13 protein-coding genes and 1 pseudogene are annotated in these 11,840 nt (G+C 55.3%); 9 read left to right on the forward strand and 5 right to left on the reverse strand.

Annotation, left to right across the window (positions count from 1 at the left end):
• The 3 genes and pseudogenes from AP057_RS09870 to argH form a co-directional block, all read left to right on the forward strand.
• Positions 1-289, forward strand: a pseudogene (locus AP057_RS09870) (zinc ribbon domain-containing protein); the annotation flags it as partial.
• A 176-nt stretch (positions 290-465) separates the two neighbouring features.
• Positions 466-1,686 (forward strand): argininosuccinate synthase, encoded by a 1,221-nt coding sequence (locus AP057_RS09875; RefSeq protein WP_033008582.1) that lies wholly within the window; start codon positions 466-468, stop codon positions 1,684-1,686.
• Positions 1,687-1,728: 42 nt separating this feature from the next.
• Positions 1,729-3,108, forward strand: a complete 1,380-nt coding sequence (gene argH, locus AP057_RS09880; RefSeq protein WP_055358657.1) for an argininosuccinate lyase — start codon at positions 1,729-1,731, stop codon at positions 3,106-3,108.
• Between the two features lie 64 nt (positions 3,109-3,172).
• Here argH and AP057_RS09885 read toward each other — a convergent pair whose 3' ends face one another.
• Positions 3,173-3,619 carry a universal stress protein gene (locus AP057_RS09885; protein ID WP_055358658.1) on the reverse strand — a complete coding sequence of 149 codons (447 nt, stop codon included), beginning with the start codon at positions 3,617-3,619 and terminating at the stop codon, positions 3,173-3,175.
• Positions 3,620-3,731: 112 nt separating this feature from the next.
• On the opposite strand from AP057_RS09885, the gene AP057_RS17520 reads away from it, so the two are divergent.
• The 3 genes from AP057_RS17520 to ald all read left to right on the forward strand — a co-directional run bounded on the left by AP057_RS17520 (position 3,732) and on the right by ald (position 5,940).
• A complete protein-coding gene (locus tag AP057_RS17520; RefSeq protein ID WP_011232228.1) occupies positions 3,732-3,872 on the forward strand; it encodes a hypothetical protein in 141 nt (46 codons plus the stop codon).
• A gap of 96 nt (positions 3,873-3,968) precedes the next feature.
• On the forward strand, positions 3,969-4,733 hold the full coding sequence (locus tag AP057_RS09890; protein WP_013144502.1) for an SDR family oxidoreductase: 765 nt from the start codon (positions 3,969-3,971) through the stop codon (positions 4,731-4,733).
• Positions 4,734-4,821: 88 nt separating this feature from the next.
• Complete coding sequence (gene ald, locus AP057_RS09895) at positions 4,822-5,940, forward strand: alanine dehydrogenase (RefSeq protein WP_055358659.1); 1,119 nt, start codon at positions 4,822-4,824, stop codon at positions 5,938-5,940.
• A 130-nt stretch (positions 5,941-6,070) separates the two neighbouring features.
• Here ald and AP057_RS09900 read toward each other — a convergent pair whose 3' ends face one another.
• Positions 6,071-7,162 carry a Xaa-Pro peptidase family protein gene (locus tag AP057_RS09900; RefSeq protein WP_055358660.1) on the reverse strand — a complete coding sequence of 364 codons (1,092 nt, stop codon included), beginning with the start codon at positions 7,160-7,162 and terminating at the stop codon, positions 6,071-6,073.
• Between the two features lie 139 nt (positions 7,163-7,301).
• Here AP057_RS09900 and AP057_RS09905 point away from each other — a divergent pair, with 139 nt between their 5' ends.
• A complete protein-coding gene (locus AP057_RS09905) occupies positions 7,302-7,982 on the forward strand; it encodes a metal-dependent hydrolase (protein WP_033014462.1) in 681 nt (226 codons plus the stop codon).
• Between the two features lie 115 nt (positions 7,983-8,097).
• Positions 8,098-9,405, forward strand: coding sequence for a CBS domain-containing protein (locus tag AP057_RS09910; RefSeq protein WP_033014460.1), 1,308 nt, complete (start codon positions 8,098-8,100; stop codon positions 9,403-9,405).
• Between the two features lie 71 nt (positions 9,406-9,476).
• Here AP057_RS09910 and AP057_RS09915 read toward each other — a convergent pair whose 3' ends face one another.
• The gene (locus tag AP057_RS09915) at positions 9,477-9,785 is read right to left on the reverse strand and encodes a YtpI family protein (protein ID WP_033014458.1); all 309 of its coding nucleotides are present in this window, start codon (positions 9,783-9,785) and stop codon (positions 9,477-9,479) included.
• A 100-nt stretch (positions 9,786-9,885) separates the two neighbouring features.
• On the opposite strand from AP057_RS09915, the gene AP057_RS09920 reads away from it, so the two are divergent.
• On the forward strand, positions 9,886-10,833 hold the full coding sequence (locus AP057_RS09920) for a bifunctional oligoribonuclease/PAP phosphatase NrnA (protein ID WP_033008569.1): 948 nt from the start codon (positions 9,886-9,888) through the stop codon (positions 10,831-10,833).
• 131 nt (positions 10,834-10,964) lie between these two features.
• Here the strand turns inward: AP057_RS09920 and ytrI are convergent, their stop codons facing one another.
• The gene (ytrI, locus tag AP057_RS09925; protein ID WP_050367668.1) at positions 10,965-11,468 is read right to left on the reverse strand and encodes a sporulation membrane protein YtrI; all 504 of its coding nucleotides are present in this window, start codon (positions 11,466-11,468) and stop codon (positions 10,965-10,967) included.
• On the reverse strand, positions 11,465-11,806 hold the full coding sequence (locus AP057_RS09930; RefSeq protein ID WP_033008565.1) for a YtrH family sporulation protein: 342 nt from the start codon (positions 11,804-11,806) through the stop codon (positions 11,465-11,467). Before AP057_RS09930 ends, ytrI begins: the two co-directional genes overlap by 4 nt.
• Positions 11,807-11,840 lie beyond the last annotated feature (34 nt).

Below are 11,840 nucleotides of genomic sequence, written 5' to 3' on the forward strand. Positions count from 1 at the left end.
TTGTGAATTTTACGGCATTGAATTCTTGAAACAGGAAGAATCATATACGTCTCAAGCCAGCTTTTTTGACGGCGATGAGATTCCTGAATATAATGCCGACAATCCAAAAGAATATAAGTTCAGCGGCAAACGTATTAAGCGCGGCTTGTATCGAACAAAGTCTGGCAAACTAATGAATGCTGATGTCAATGGCGCATTAAACATCTTAAAGAAAAGTAAAGCTGTAGACCTGAGTGTCTTATGCTCTAGCGGCGAAGTGGACACGCCTCAAAGAATAAGGATTGCTTGAAGCAGTCAAACTTCTTTGGAAGCCCCCACTTCAAATTTTCGCTAGAAAATTAAGTGGGGGTAGTTCACTGAATAAGTATTGAAAAATCACGGGAAAGCTGATAAAGTGATAATGTGTTCGATTTGAATATTTATTTATATTTAAGTATATTTATGTGACGGGAGAGGAGAACGACCATGGCAAATCCAAAATTGGTGTTGGCCTACTCGGGCGGTTTAGATACATCGGTGGCGATCAAATGGCTTCAGGAGCGCGGGTATGATGTGATCGCGTGCTGCTTGGACCTTGGGGAAGGAAAAGACCTTGATTTCGTGAAAGAAAAAGCGCTCAAAGTCGGCGCGATCAAATCGTACGTCATCGACGTCAAAGACGAGTTTGCGAACGAGTATGCGCTCATCGCTCTGCAGGCGAACGCCCTGTATGAAGGGAAATATCCGCTCGTCTCGGCGCTGTCGCGTCCGCTCATCGCGAAAAAACTCGTTGAAATCGCCGAGCTCGAAGGCGCGGTGGCGGTCGCCCACGGCTGCACGGGGAAAGGGAACGACCAAGTGCGCTTTGAAGTGTCGATCAACGCGCTCAATCCGGACTTGGACGTCATCGCCCCGGTGCGCGAGTGGAGCTGGTCGCGCGAGGAAGAAATCGAATACGCGAAACAGCACGGCATTCCGATTCCGGTCGACCTGGACAGCCCGTTTTCGATCGACCAAAACTTGTGGGGCCGCAGCAACGAGTGCGGCATTTTGGAAGACCCGTGGGCGGCTCCGCCGGAAGAGGCGTATGAGCTGACGGCTTCGCTTGAGAACGCGCCGGATGTGCCGGATGTCATCGAGATCGGCTTTGAACAAGGCGTGCCGGTGACGTTAAACGGCAAGGCGTATCCGCTCGCGCAATTGATTTTGGAGCTGAACGCGTTGGCCGGCAAGCACGGCGTCGGCCGCATCGACCACGTCGAAAACCGCCTTGTCGGCATTAAGTCGCGCGAAGTGTACGAATGCCCGGGGGCGATCACGCTCATCAAAGCGCATAAAGAGCTCGAAGACTTGACATTGGTGAGAGAAGTCGCCCATTTCAAACCGATCATCGAGCAAAAAATCGCCGAAGTCATTTACAACGGCCTGTGGTTTTCGCCGCTCAAAGACGCGCTTGTCGCGTTTTTGAAAGAAACGCAGAAAAACGTCACCGGCGTCGTGCGCGTGAAGCTGTTTAAAGGCCATGCGATCGTCGAAGGGCGCAAATCGCCGTTCTCGCTTTATGATGAAAAGCTGGCGACGTACACGTCGGAAGACGAGTTTGACCATCAAGCGGCGGTCGGGTTCATCTCGCTGTACGGTCTGCCGACGAAAGTCAACAGCATCGTCAACAAGCAACACAAAGCGTCGGTATCGGCCGGCCAATAAGGAAAAGGAAGGAGGAAGTCGCATTCCTCTGCGGCGAGATTCGTGAAAAAACTTTGGGGCGGACGGTTTACGAAAACAGCGGAAGAATGGGTCGACGAGTTTGGCGCGTCGATCCCGTTCGACCAGGAGCTGGTGGAAGAAGACATTGAAGGCAGCCTTGCCCATGTGACAATGCTTGGCGAGTGCGGCATTTTGCCGGAGGAAGATGTCGAGAAGATCAAGAGCGGACTCCTGCGGCTGCTCGAAAAAGCGAAGCGGGGGGAACTCGAGTTTTCCGTCGCGTATGAAGACATTCATTTAAACATTGAAAAAATGTTGATCGACGACATCGGCCCGGTCGGCGGCAAGTTGCACACCGGACGGAGCCGGAACGACCAAGTGGCGACCGATATGCATTTATACTTGCGCAAGCGCGTTGAAGAGATTCTCAGTCTCATCCGCGGGCTGCAGCGGGCGCTTGTCGCTCAAGCCGACAAACATGTCGACACGATCATGCCCGGGTATACGCATTTGCAGCGGGCGCAGCCGATTTCGTTTGCCCATCATTTGCTTGCGTATTTTTGGATGCTCGAGCGGGACTATGAACGTTTTTCTGAGTCGCTGAAACGGATTAACCGCTCGCCGCTCGGCGCCGGGGCGCTCGCCGGAACGACGTTTCCGATCGACCGGCGGCGGACGGCGGAGCTGTTGGGCTTTGCCGATCTTTACGAAAACAGCTTGGATGCGGTGAGCGACCGCGATTTCATCATCGAGTTTTTAAGCAACAGCTCGATGCTCATGATGCACTTGTCGCGGCTCGCTGAAGAGCTCATCCTTTGGTCGAGCCAAGAGTTTCAGTTCATTGAGCTCGATGATGCGTTTGCGACCGGCAGCAGCATCATGCCGCAAAAGAAAAACCCGGACATGGCCGAGCTCATCCGCGGCAAAACCGGCCGCGTGTACGGCCATTTGATGGCGCTTCTCACGGTGATGAAAGGGCTGCCGCTCGCCTACAACAAGGACATGCAAGAAGATAAAGAAGGCATGTTTGATACAGTAAAGACAATCGTCGGGTCGCTGAAAATTTTCACCGGCATGATTGAAACGATGAACGTGCGCACAGACGTCATGGAGCGGGCGACGAATCAGGACTTTTCCAACGCGACCGAGCTTGCCGATTATTTGGCGGCAAAAGGCATGCCGTTCCGCGAGGCGCATGAGGTCGTCGGCAAGCTCGTGCTGCTTTGCATTGAGAAAGGCGTCTTTTTGGCCGACTTGCCGCTTGACGTGTATAAGGAGGCGTCGCCGCTCTTTGACGCAGACATTTATGACGCCTTGAACCCGCGCACGGCCGTCAACCGCCGCAACAGCGCCGGCGGCACCGGTTTTGCCGAAGTGCGGGCGGCGCTTGAAAAAGCGAAAGAAAAGCTAAACACCCCGTAACGGCGGGGTGTTCTTTTTTGGCATTTGCCGGCGGCACAGGGATGCATTCGTTGGGCGCGGAAGGCTATTCTTTCGGTGTCCTGACCACAAGCACATCGCATTTCGCATAGCGGACGATGTTTTCCGAGACACTGCCAATCAGAAACCGCTCGACCGCGTTCAACCCGGTCGCCCCGCAAATGATGAGGTCGGCTTTGTATTTCGGAGCGACGTCTTTGGCGATTTTCACTTTCGGCGAGCCGAATTCGACCGCGGTGTCCACATCGTCGAGTCCAGCGGCGACGGCTTCGTTTTTATACCGTTCCAGAAGTTCGTTCGCATATTGCTCCGACCGTTCGGTGAGGGCGTAATCGTGCGCTTCAACGGTCGTAAAGCCGCGCAAGTCGATGATGTGGGTCAAAATGAGTTTCGCCCCGTTTCGCTTGGCGATTTGAACCGCTTTTTTGAACGCCCATTCCGCTTCCTTCGAGCCATCGACGGCGACGACGATCGTTTGGTAGGTCATGGTCATGTTCTCCCCTCCCTTTGGTTAAAAATGCCATCTCTATATATGGTATACCCATCGCCCTTTGACGAGAAACTAGGCCATATATTGAGATTTTGTGAACAGGGGAGGAAGAGCAATGGAAAAGCGGTATAACGACTGGCAGTACGATGAGGAGGAAGTGCGGACGATCACCGAGCAAATTACCGAGTCGTATGAAAGCGGCATTGTTGACGAGGATGAATCGTATTACGACCCGCGCCGCGAAGTCGGCGAATAGCCATAGCGCCTGCGCGTTATGGTTATTTTTTTGTATTCGCTCCGGTTTGTAGTAAAGTAAAAATGAGACAGCAAATCGCGACGAGGAGGGAGAAGGGTGCGGCACGCCTTGATTACGGCCGGAGCGAAAGGATTGGGGAGAAAAGTGACCGAGTTGCTGCTTGATAAAGGCTACTCGGTGACGGTGAACTACCGGAGCGATGAACAGGCGGTGCGCTCGCTTGCCGAGAAGTACCGCGGCGCCGCTGACCGCCTCCAGTTTGTGCAGGGAGATGTGACGGACAAAAACGATTTAGCGGCGCTTGTGGACGCCGCCATGGAGCGGTTTGGCCGCATTGACTGCCTCATCAACAATGCAGGGCCGTACATTTTTGAGCGGAAAAAGCTGGCCGATTATACGGAAGACGAATGGTACGAAATGATTGAAGGCAATTTGAGCTCGGTCTTCCATTTAGTGAGGCGGACGATCCCGATTATGCGAAAACAACGGTTTGGCCGCATCATTACGTACGGATTTCAAGGAGCGGCGGATGCCCCGGGCTGGGTGCACCGTTCGGCGTTCGGCGCGGCGAAAGTCGGGCTTGTATCGCTAACGAAAACGATCGCCCTGGAAGAGGCGGAATATGGCATTACCGCCAATATGGTGTGCCCAGGCAATATTGTCGGCGCCATGAAAGAGGCGGGGATCGCCGACGCCCGCGCGAGAAGGGATGCGGAAACGCCGGTCGGACGCCCGGGGACTGGTGAAGATATCGCCCGCGTGATCGCGTTTTTATGCGAGGACGACTCGGATTTCATCACCGGCGCCGTCATTGACGTCACCGGCGGAGCGAACGTCATTTACCGCCACCTTTTCCGTTGAGACCAGCGCCTCCTCCTTTTTCGTTTGCTTTTGTGCGAAACGGGGCACAATAAAAGGAAGAAGCGGGAAGGAAAAAGGAGGAAATGTGATGAAGATCGGCATTCCAAAAGAAATCAAAAACAATGAAAACCGCGTCGCCATCACTCCGGCAGGCGTGATGACGCTCGTCAAAGCGGGGCATGACGTGTATGTGGAGACGGAAGCCGGCGCTGGGTCGGGGTTTTCCGATTCCGAGTATGAAAAAGCCGGGGCAGTGATCGTGCCGAACGCGGAAGATGCTTGGACGGCGGAGATGGTGTTGAAAGTGAAAGAACCGCTGCCTGAGGAGTTCCGCTATTTCCGTCCTGGGCTCATTTTATTTACGTATTTGCATTTGGCCGCGGCCGAAGCGCTCACGAAAGCGCTCGTCGAGCAAAAAGTGGTCGGCATCGCTTACGAGACGGTGCAGCTGGCGAACGGTTCGCTGCCGCTGTTGACGCCGATGAGTGAAGTCGCCGGCCGCATGTCGGTGCAAGTCGGCGCCCAGTTTCTCGAGAAGCCGCACGGCGGGAAAGGCATTTTGCTTGGCGGCGTGCCCGGAGTGCGGCGCGGCAAAGTGACGATCATCGGCGGCGGAACGGCGGGGACGAACGCGGCGAAAATCGCGGTCGGTCTCGGGGCAGACGTGACGATTTTGGACATTAACGCCGAGCGGCTGCGCGAGCTCGATGATTTGTTCGGCGACCACGTGACGACGCTCATGTCCAACTCGTACCATATCGCCGAGTGCGTGCGCGAATCGGATTTGGTCGTCGGCGCCGTCTTGATCCCGGGGGCGAAAGCGCCGAAGCTGGTGACGGAAGAGATGGTGCGCTCGATGACGCCGGGATCGGTGTTGGTCGACATCGCCATTGACCAAGGCGGCATTTTCGAAACGACCGACCGCGTCACGACGCACGACGATCCGACATACGTCAAGCACGGCGTCGTCCATTACGCCGTCGCCAACATGCCGGGCGCGGTGCCGCGCACGTCGACATTCGCGCTTACGAACGTCACGATCCCATACGCCTTGCAAATCGCCAACAAAGGCTACCACGCCGCGTGCTTGGATAACCCGGCGCTGTTAAAAGGGATCAACACGCTCGACGGGCACATCGTGTACGAAGCGGTCGCGGCGGCGCACAACATGCCGTATACAGATGTTCATTCGTTGTTGCACGGATGAAATCATGAAGATGGAGCCGCCTTGATGGCGATGTGAAAACAAAGCTGTCCGAATCGGCTTGGGGATCGAGCCGGTGGACAGCTTTGTTCGTGCGCTTATTCGCAGAAGCTTTTGCCAATGGTTTTTCTCGTTATACAATGATCAATTCCTTCGAAAACGACGTCAACACCTCAACGCCGTTGTTCGTGACCGCGACATCGTCTTCAATGCGCACGCCGCCGATGGATGGAACGTAAATGCCCGGTTCGATCGTAAACACCATGCCGGGAGCGAGCGGGTCGGGGTTGGCGCCATGAAGCGATGGGTATTCGTGGATTTCGATTCCTAAGCCGTGCCCGACGCGGTGGGTGAAGTACGGGCCGTAGCCGGCTTGTTCGATGACGTTTCGAGCGGAGCGGTCGATCTCCTTCATCGCGGTTTGCGGGCGGCAGGCGTCGATCGACGCCTGCTGGGCGCGCCGAACGGTATCGTACATGAGCCGCTGTTCGTCGCTTGCCGTCTGACAGACGACGGTGCGGGTAATGTCGGAGCAATACCCATCGACGATGACGCCCAAATCGAACAGCACGAAATCGCCCGGTGCGACCGCCGCCGTTCCCGGCACGCCGTGCGGATCGGCTGATTTGGCGCCTGCAAGCACGGTCGTGGGAAACGACATCCCTTCAACACCGAGTTTTTTCAGCTCATATTCAATGACGGCGACAAGTTCAAGCTCCGTCACGCCCGGACGAATGGCCGAGACGCCGATTTCGACCGCTTTGTCAGCCAGCTCTGCCGCCTGGCGCAGCGCTTTCATTTCCTGCTCATCTTTGATCAGGCGAAGCTGGCGCAGCTTTTCTTCGGCATCGAGCCATTGGGCGTTCGGAAACAGCGCCGAGAGCCGCTCGAAACGGGCGAACGACAAATCGTTTTTTTCGACGGCAATCGAGACGGCCTTGACACCGCGCGCTTTGAGATGGCGCTCGATCTCTTCCCACGGGTCGGCGCTGTCGTCGTAGCCGATCACCGTATGCCCAAAGCCGCTCCGGCGGGCGCGCGGGACTTCCATTTGCGGGCAGACGAGCGCGGGCTCGCTGTCAGGAAAGACCAAAAGCGCCAGCAACCGTTCGTGCGGGTCGCACCGAAATCCGCTCAAATAAAACACGTTCGCACTTGACGTGACGAAGGCGAATGAACTATGTTGTTGAAGCCAAGAGGAAAATGCTTGCAACCGTTTGTTCATCGTCCCATTCCTTCCTTTTTTCACTGTTGTCCATTTTGAGCGTACCAAGAAACGGGCCGTTTGTAAATGGACAGGCAGGAAAAGAAGGGAATGGATGGGCGGCGGCGAATCATGTGTAGTGGAAAGGAGAGATGTGACGATGAAAATCAGCTACCATGGCCATTCGGTTGTCCGCATTGAGACGAATGGAAAAACGATTTTGATCGACCCATTCATCACCGGCAATGCGACGACCGATTTGAACGCAGCGGATGTGAAAGCGGATGTCATTTTGCTCACGCACGGGCACGGGGATCATGTCGGCGATACGGTGGAAATCGCCAAGCGGAACAACGCCCTTGTCGTGGCCACATTTGAGCTGGCGACGTATTTAAGCTGGCAAGGCGTCGAGACGTTTGGCATGAACATCGGCGGGGCGCGCGAATTTGACTTTGGCACGGTCAAGTTGACGCAGGCGTTCCACAGCTCCGGGTTTGTGACCGAGGACAAGCAAATCATTTATTTAGGCATGCCGACCGGCATTTTGTTCACGGCCGAAGGGAAAACGATCTACCATGCCGGCGACACCGGGCTGTTTTCCGACATGAAGCTGATCGGCGAGCGCCATAACATCGATGTCGCCTTTTTGCCGATTGGGGACAGCTTCACGATGGGGCCGGAAGACGCGGCCGTTGCCGCCGAGTGGCTCGGAGCGAAACTCGTCGTGCCGATCCATTACAACACGTTCCCGCCGATTGTCCAAGACCCCGAACGGTTCGTCTCGCTTCTACCGTCGGGTGTCGGCCGTGCTCTGAAGTCAGGCGAAAGCATCGAGCTGTAACAGCGGCGCCCTTCCCACTTTGGGAAGGGCGCTTTCTGATGGCCGGCGCGATCGTTGAATCCCCGCTGCTGAGCCCTGTATAATGAAAGTAACAATGCGTAAAGGGTGAAGACCGTTGGCGACCAAACATGAACAAATTTTAGAATACATCCACCGGCTGCCGATCGGCGAGAAAATTTCCGTCCGGCAGATCGCCAAGGAAATGGGCGTGAGCGAAGGAACGGCGTACCGAGCGATCAAAGATGCGGAGAACAAAGGATACGTAAGCACGATCGAGCGCGTCGGCACGATTCGGATCGAGAAAAAGCGGAAGGAAAACATTGAGAAGCTCACGTACGCTGAAGTCGTCAACATTGTCGACGGACGAGTGCTCGGTGGGCGGGAAGGGCTGCACAAGACGCTCAACCGCTTCGTCATTGGGGCGATGCAGCTGGAGGCAATGATGCGCTATACGGGTGCAGGGGATTTGCTTATCGTCGGCAACCGGACGAAGGCGCACGAACTGGCGCTTGAAGCCGGGGCGGCCGTGCTCATCACCGGCGGGTTTGACACGGCCGACCACGTGAAAAAGCTCGCCGATGAGCGGCAGCTGCCGATCATTTCGACGAGCTATGACACGTTTACGGTTGCGACGATGATCAACCGGGCGATTTATGACCAGCTGATCAAAAAGGAGATTGTGCTCGTTGAGGACATTGTCACCCCTGTCGAGAAAACAGTCTATTTATATACAGACGATCCCGTCGAGCGCTGGTATGCGCTAAATCGCGAGACGCGCCATACCCGGTTTCCGGTCGTCGACGACCAGTTGAAAGTGCAAGGTATTGTGACGGCAAAAGACGTGCTGGATGTCGACCGGCAGCTGCCGGTCGAAAAGGTGATGACGAAGCAGCCGATTACGGTGAACGGAAAAACATCGGTCGCATTTGCCTCGCACATCATGGTATGGGAAGGAATTGAACTGCTTCCGGTCGTTGATGACCATAACCGGCTGCAAGGGATCATCAGCCGCCAAGACGTGTTAAAAGCGCTGCAAATGGCGCAGCGCCAGCTGCAAGTCGGCGAGACGATCGATGACCTCGTCACCGCCCAGTTCCGCGAGTCAGGCGACAAAGAAACGCTGTTTCGCTGTACGATCACGCCGCAAATGACGAACTATTTAGGGACACTCTCGTACGGCGTGTTTACGACGATCGTCACCGAAGCGGCGGCGCGGATGCTGCGGGCGTACAAACGCGGCGATTTGGTGATGGAAAGCATTACGATTTATTTCATCAAGCCGGTGCAAATCGACACTACAGTCGACGTGCAGGCGAAGCTTTTAGAGCTCGGGCGCAAGTTCGGAAAAGTGGACGTCGAGGTGTACAATGAAGGCGCCATCGTCGGGAAGGCGATGATGATGTGCCAGCTGATCGACCGGTAATCGACAACGAAAAAAGGATGTCCGCCCTTTGTTGCTGGACATCCTTTCCCTTTCGCTGTGAACGGTTATGGTCAGCTTTGTTTCGCCGCTTTTTCCGCCTCTTCGATCGCCTGCGGCAGATAGCAGCGGTAGGCGCGGCAGCCGGCCCAGACGCTGCCGGCGCCTAGGGCGATAAAGATGGAGGAGATGATATAGGTGACAGTTGTCTGATACAAAAACAATTGGTTGACTCCGAACAAGGCGACAAACAGCCCGAGCGCCATGCTCGATTTCGCCGAGAGGAAGCGGCGCTCCATCGGGCGCTGCGAGCGAACGTAGCGAATTTTATAATAGACGTAAAACGAAAAGGAAAATATAATGAAAATAACCAATACGGGCATGCTGGCTCCCTCCGTAGTCCGTTTCTTTTTCCATTGTACATAGAAGCGCGGAAAAATGCCAGCGGTTGAAAATGACAAGCCATAAAAAGGGGACGAAGTGATGAAAGACGTTTGCCGGGACATTCTTGAAACGATTCGCCAATTTGATACGATCATCATCCATCGCCACGTGCGCCCGGACCCGGACGCGTACGGGTCGCAAGGCGGGCTGGCGGCGCTGCTTCGGGCGTCGTTTCCGGAAAAACAAGTGTATGCGGTGGGGACGGATGATCCATCGTTGTCATTTTTACGTCAAATGGATGTCATTGACGATGGCGCCTATGAACAGGCGCTCGTGATTGTCTGTGACACGGCGAACGAAGAGCGGATTTGTGACAGCCGCTACCGGCTCGGGCGGAAGCTGATCAAAATCGATCACCATCCGAACGATACGCCGTACGGCGACATCATGTGGGTTGACACCGACGCCAGCTCGACGAGCGAAATGATTTACGAACTGTATTTGGCCGGCAAAGACGACGGGCTGACGATGACCGCCGAGGCGGCGCGCCTGATTTACGCCGGCATTGTCGGCGACACGGGCCGTTTTTTGTTTCCGCGCACGAGCGAAAAAACGTTTCGCTATGCCGGAGAGCTCATTTCGTACGGCTTTTCGCTGACGGAATTGTATGACGGGCTGTACCGGACGAGCCTGCCGCTCGCCCGTTTGAGCGGTTATGTGCTGTCGAATTTCACGATCGATGAAGGAGTGGCGGCGGTGAAAATGCCGCGGGCGCTGCTTGAAGAATACGGCGTCACCCCGCTTGAAGCGTCGCAGCTTGTCGGGCTGCTCGGCAACATTGATGGCATCATCGCCTGGGTGTTTTTCGTTGAGGAGGAGAAGGAGATTCGCGTGCGTTTTCGTTCGAAAGGGCCGGTCATCAATGTCGTCGCCAAGCGGCATGGCGGCGGCGGCCATCCGCTGGCGGCCGGCGCGTCGATCGCTTCATGGGAAGAAGCCGACCGCATTGTTGAAGAGGTGAGAGCCGTTTGCCGGGCGGAACGGTAACAGAAGGGGGCGAGAAGGGCGTCATGCGGCGCCGCCCCCTCTTTTGCCGCCTGATGCAGTGTCCGGCGCTCTTGTCGGCGTCGGGGTGTCGGTTTGTTTTGGCTTTTCTCGTTTGTCGGCTGCATGGCGTGTTAAGGGAGCGGCTTCAATTTCACTTCCACAGCCAAAAAGGTGAAAATGGTGAGCGTATGAATTTCCAGCCGGTACGCTTTTTCGTGGATCGTATACGTTTTGTTTTCAATTGCCCGCTTGATCAGCTCGCGGCTGTTGTACACCGTTTCAATATCTTTGGTGATTAAATGGGACAAATCTTCTTTCACACTGTCTTCGATGCGGAACGCTGTGTATGAATCAAGCTTGTATTGCTCGGCGTTGACAAGATGGACGGACACGTCCTGCACGGTCAGCTTTTTTTTCATTTCTTTGTTGTAATGGATATAGTCTTCTTGCCAAATGCGAATTTCATTTTGCAAGTCGGCGATCTGCTCGTTCAGCTCATTGACGTGCCGCACCTGCTTTTCCTGCAGGACGCCGAAAATGTACAAAAAGACAAACCAGCTGATGAGCGCCCCAATCGCTACGCCGGCGAAAAAACGCTGCCATGACGGATATTGGTAATACGGAGGAATTCTCATGGCGAAATGTGCTCCTGTGTCAGCCACGTAATGATCGCCACTCCTGTTTGCGCGCCGCCCATGGCGGACAAAATGAGCAAAAACTGCCGCACAATGTCTTTTGTTTCCCCGAGAAACAGTCCTCGCTCGACGACGTAAAACGTATCAAACGTTCCGCCGATGGCGGCGACGACCGCCCAAATGCGCAAGTCGCCGGCAAACCGGTACATGGCCGTCAGCGGCTGGCCGCCGCTCAAAAATGCGCCGAGCGCGCCGATGATGGCGCCGCCAAGCAACACGCCGACCGCGATAAAATAGCTTTGGATCAACGCCGGCAAAAACGCTGCTTTTTCGTCCATCGTTTCCCCGCCCTTTCTTTCTCTTTTACTATGT

The sequence above is a fragment of the Geobacillus sp. Sah69 genome (genome assembly GCF_001414205.1).
Taxonomy (GTDB): domain Bacteria; phylum Bacillota; class Bacilli; order Bacillales; family Anoxybacillaceae; genus Geobacillus; species Geobacillus stearothermophilus.

What these genes read in the sequence shown, in the direction of transcription:
- AP057_RS09875 (WP_033008582.1), top strand. Translation starts at nt 466, where the DNA reads ATGGCAAATCCAAAATTGGTGTTGGCCTACTCGGGCGGTTTAGATACA.
- AP057_RS09885 (WP_055358658.1), bottom strand. Translation starts at nt 3,619, where the DNA reads ATGACCATGACCTACCAAACGATCGTCGTCGCCGTCGATGGCTCGAAG.
- AP057_RS17520 (WP_011232228.1), top strand. Translation starts at nt 3,732, where the DNA reads ATGGAAAAGCGGTATAACGACTGGCAGTACGATGAGGAGGAAGTGCGG.
- ald (WP_055358659.1), top strand. Translation starts at nt 4,822, where the DNA reads ATGAAGATCGGCATTCCAAAAGAAATCAAAAACAATGAAAACCGCGTC.
- AP057_RS09900 (WP_055358660.1), bottom strand. Translation starts at nt 7,162, where the DNA reads ATGAACAAACGGTTGCAAGCATTTTCCTCTTGGCTTCAACAACATAGT.
- AP057_RS09905 (WP_033014462.1), top strand. Translation starts at nt 7,302, where the DNA reads ATGAAAATCAGCTACCATGGCCATTCGGTTGTCCGCATTGAGACGAAT.
- AP057_RS09915 (WP_033014458.1), bottom strand. Translation starts at nt 9,785, where the DNA reads ATGCCCGTATTGGTTATTTTCATTATATTTTCCTTTTCGTTTTACGTC.
- AP057_RS09920 (WP_033008569.1), top strand. Translation starts at nt 9,886, where the DNA reads ATGAAAGACGTTTGCCGGGACATTCTTGAAACGATTCGCCAATTTGAT.
- ytrI (WP_050367668.1), bottom strand. Translation starts at nt 11,468, where the DNA reads ATGAGAATTCCTCCGTATTACCAATATCCGTCATGGCAGCGTTTTTTC.
- AP057_RS09930 (WP_033008565.1), bottom strand. Translation starts at nt 11,806, where the DNA reads ATGGACGAAAAAGCAGCGTTTTTGCCGGCGTTGATCCAAAGCTATTTT.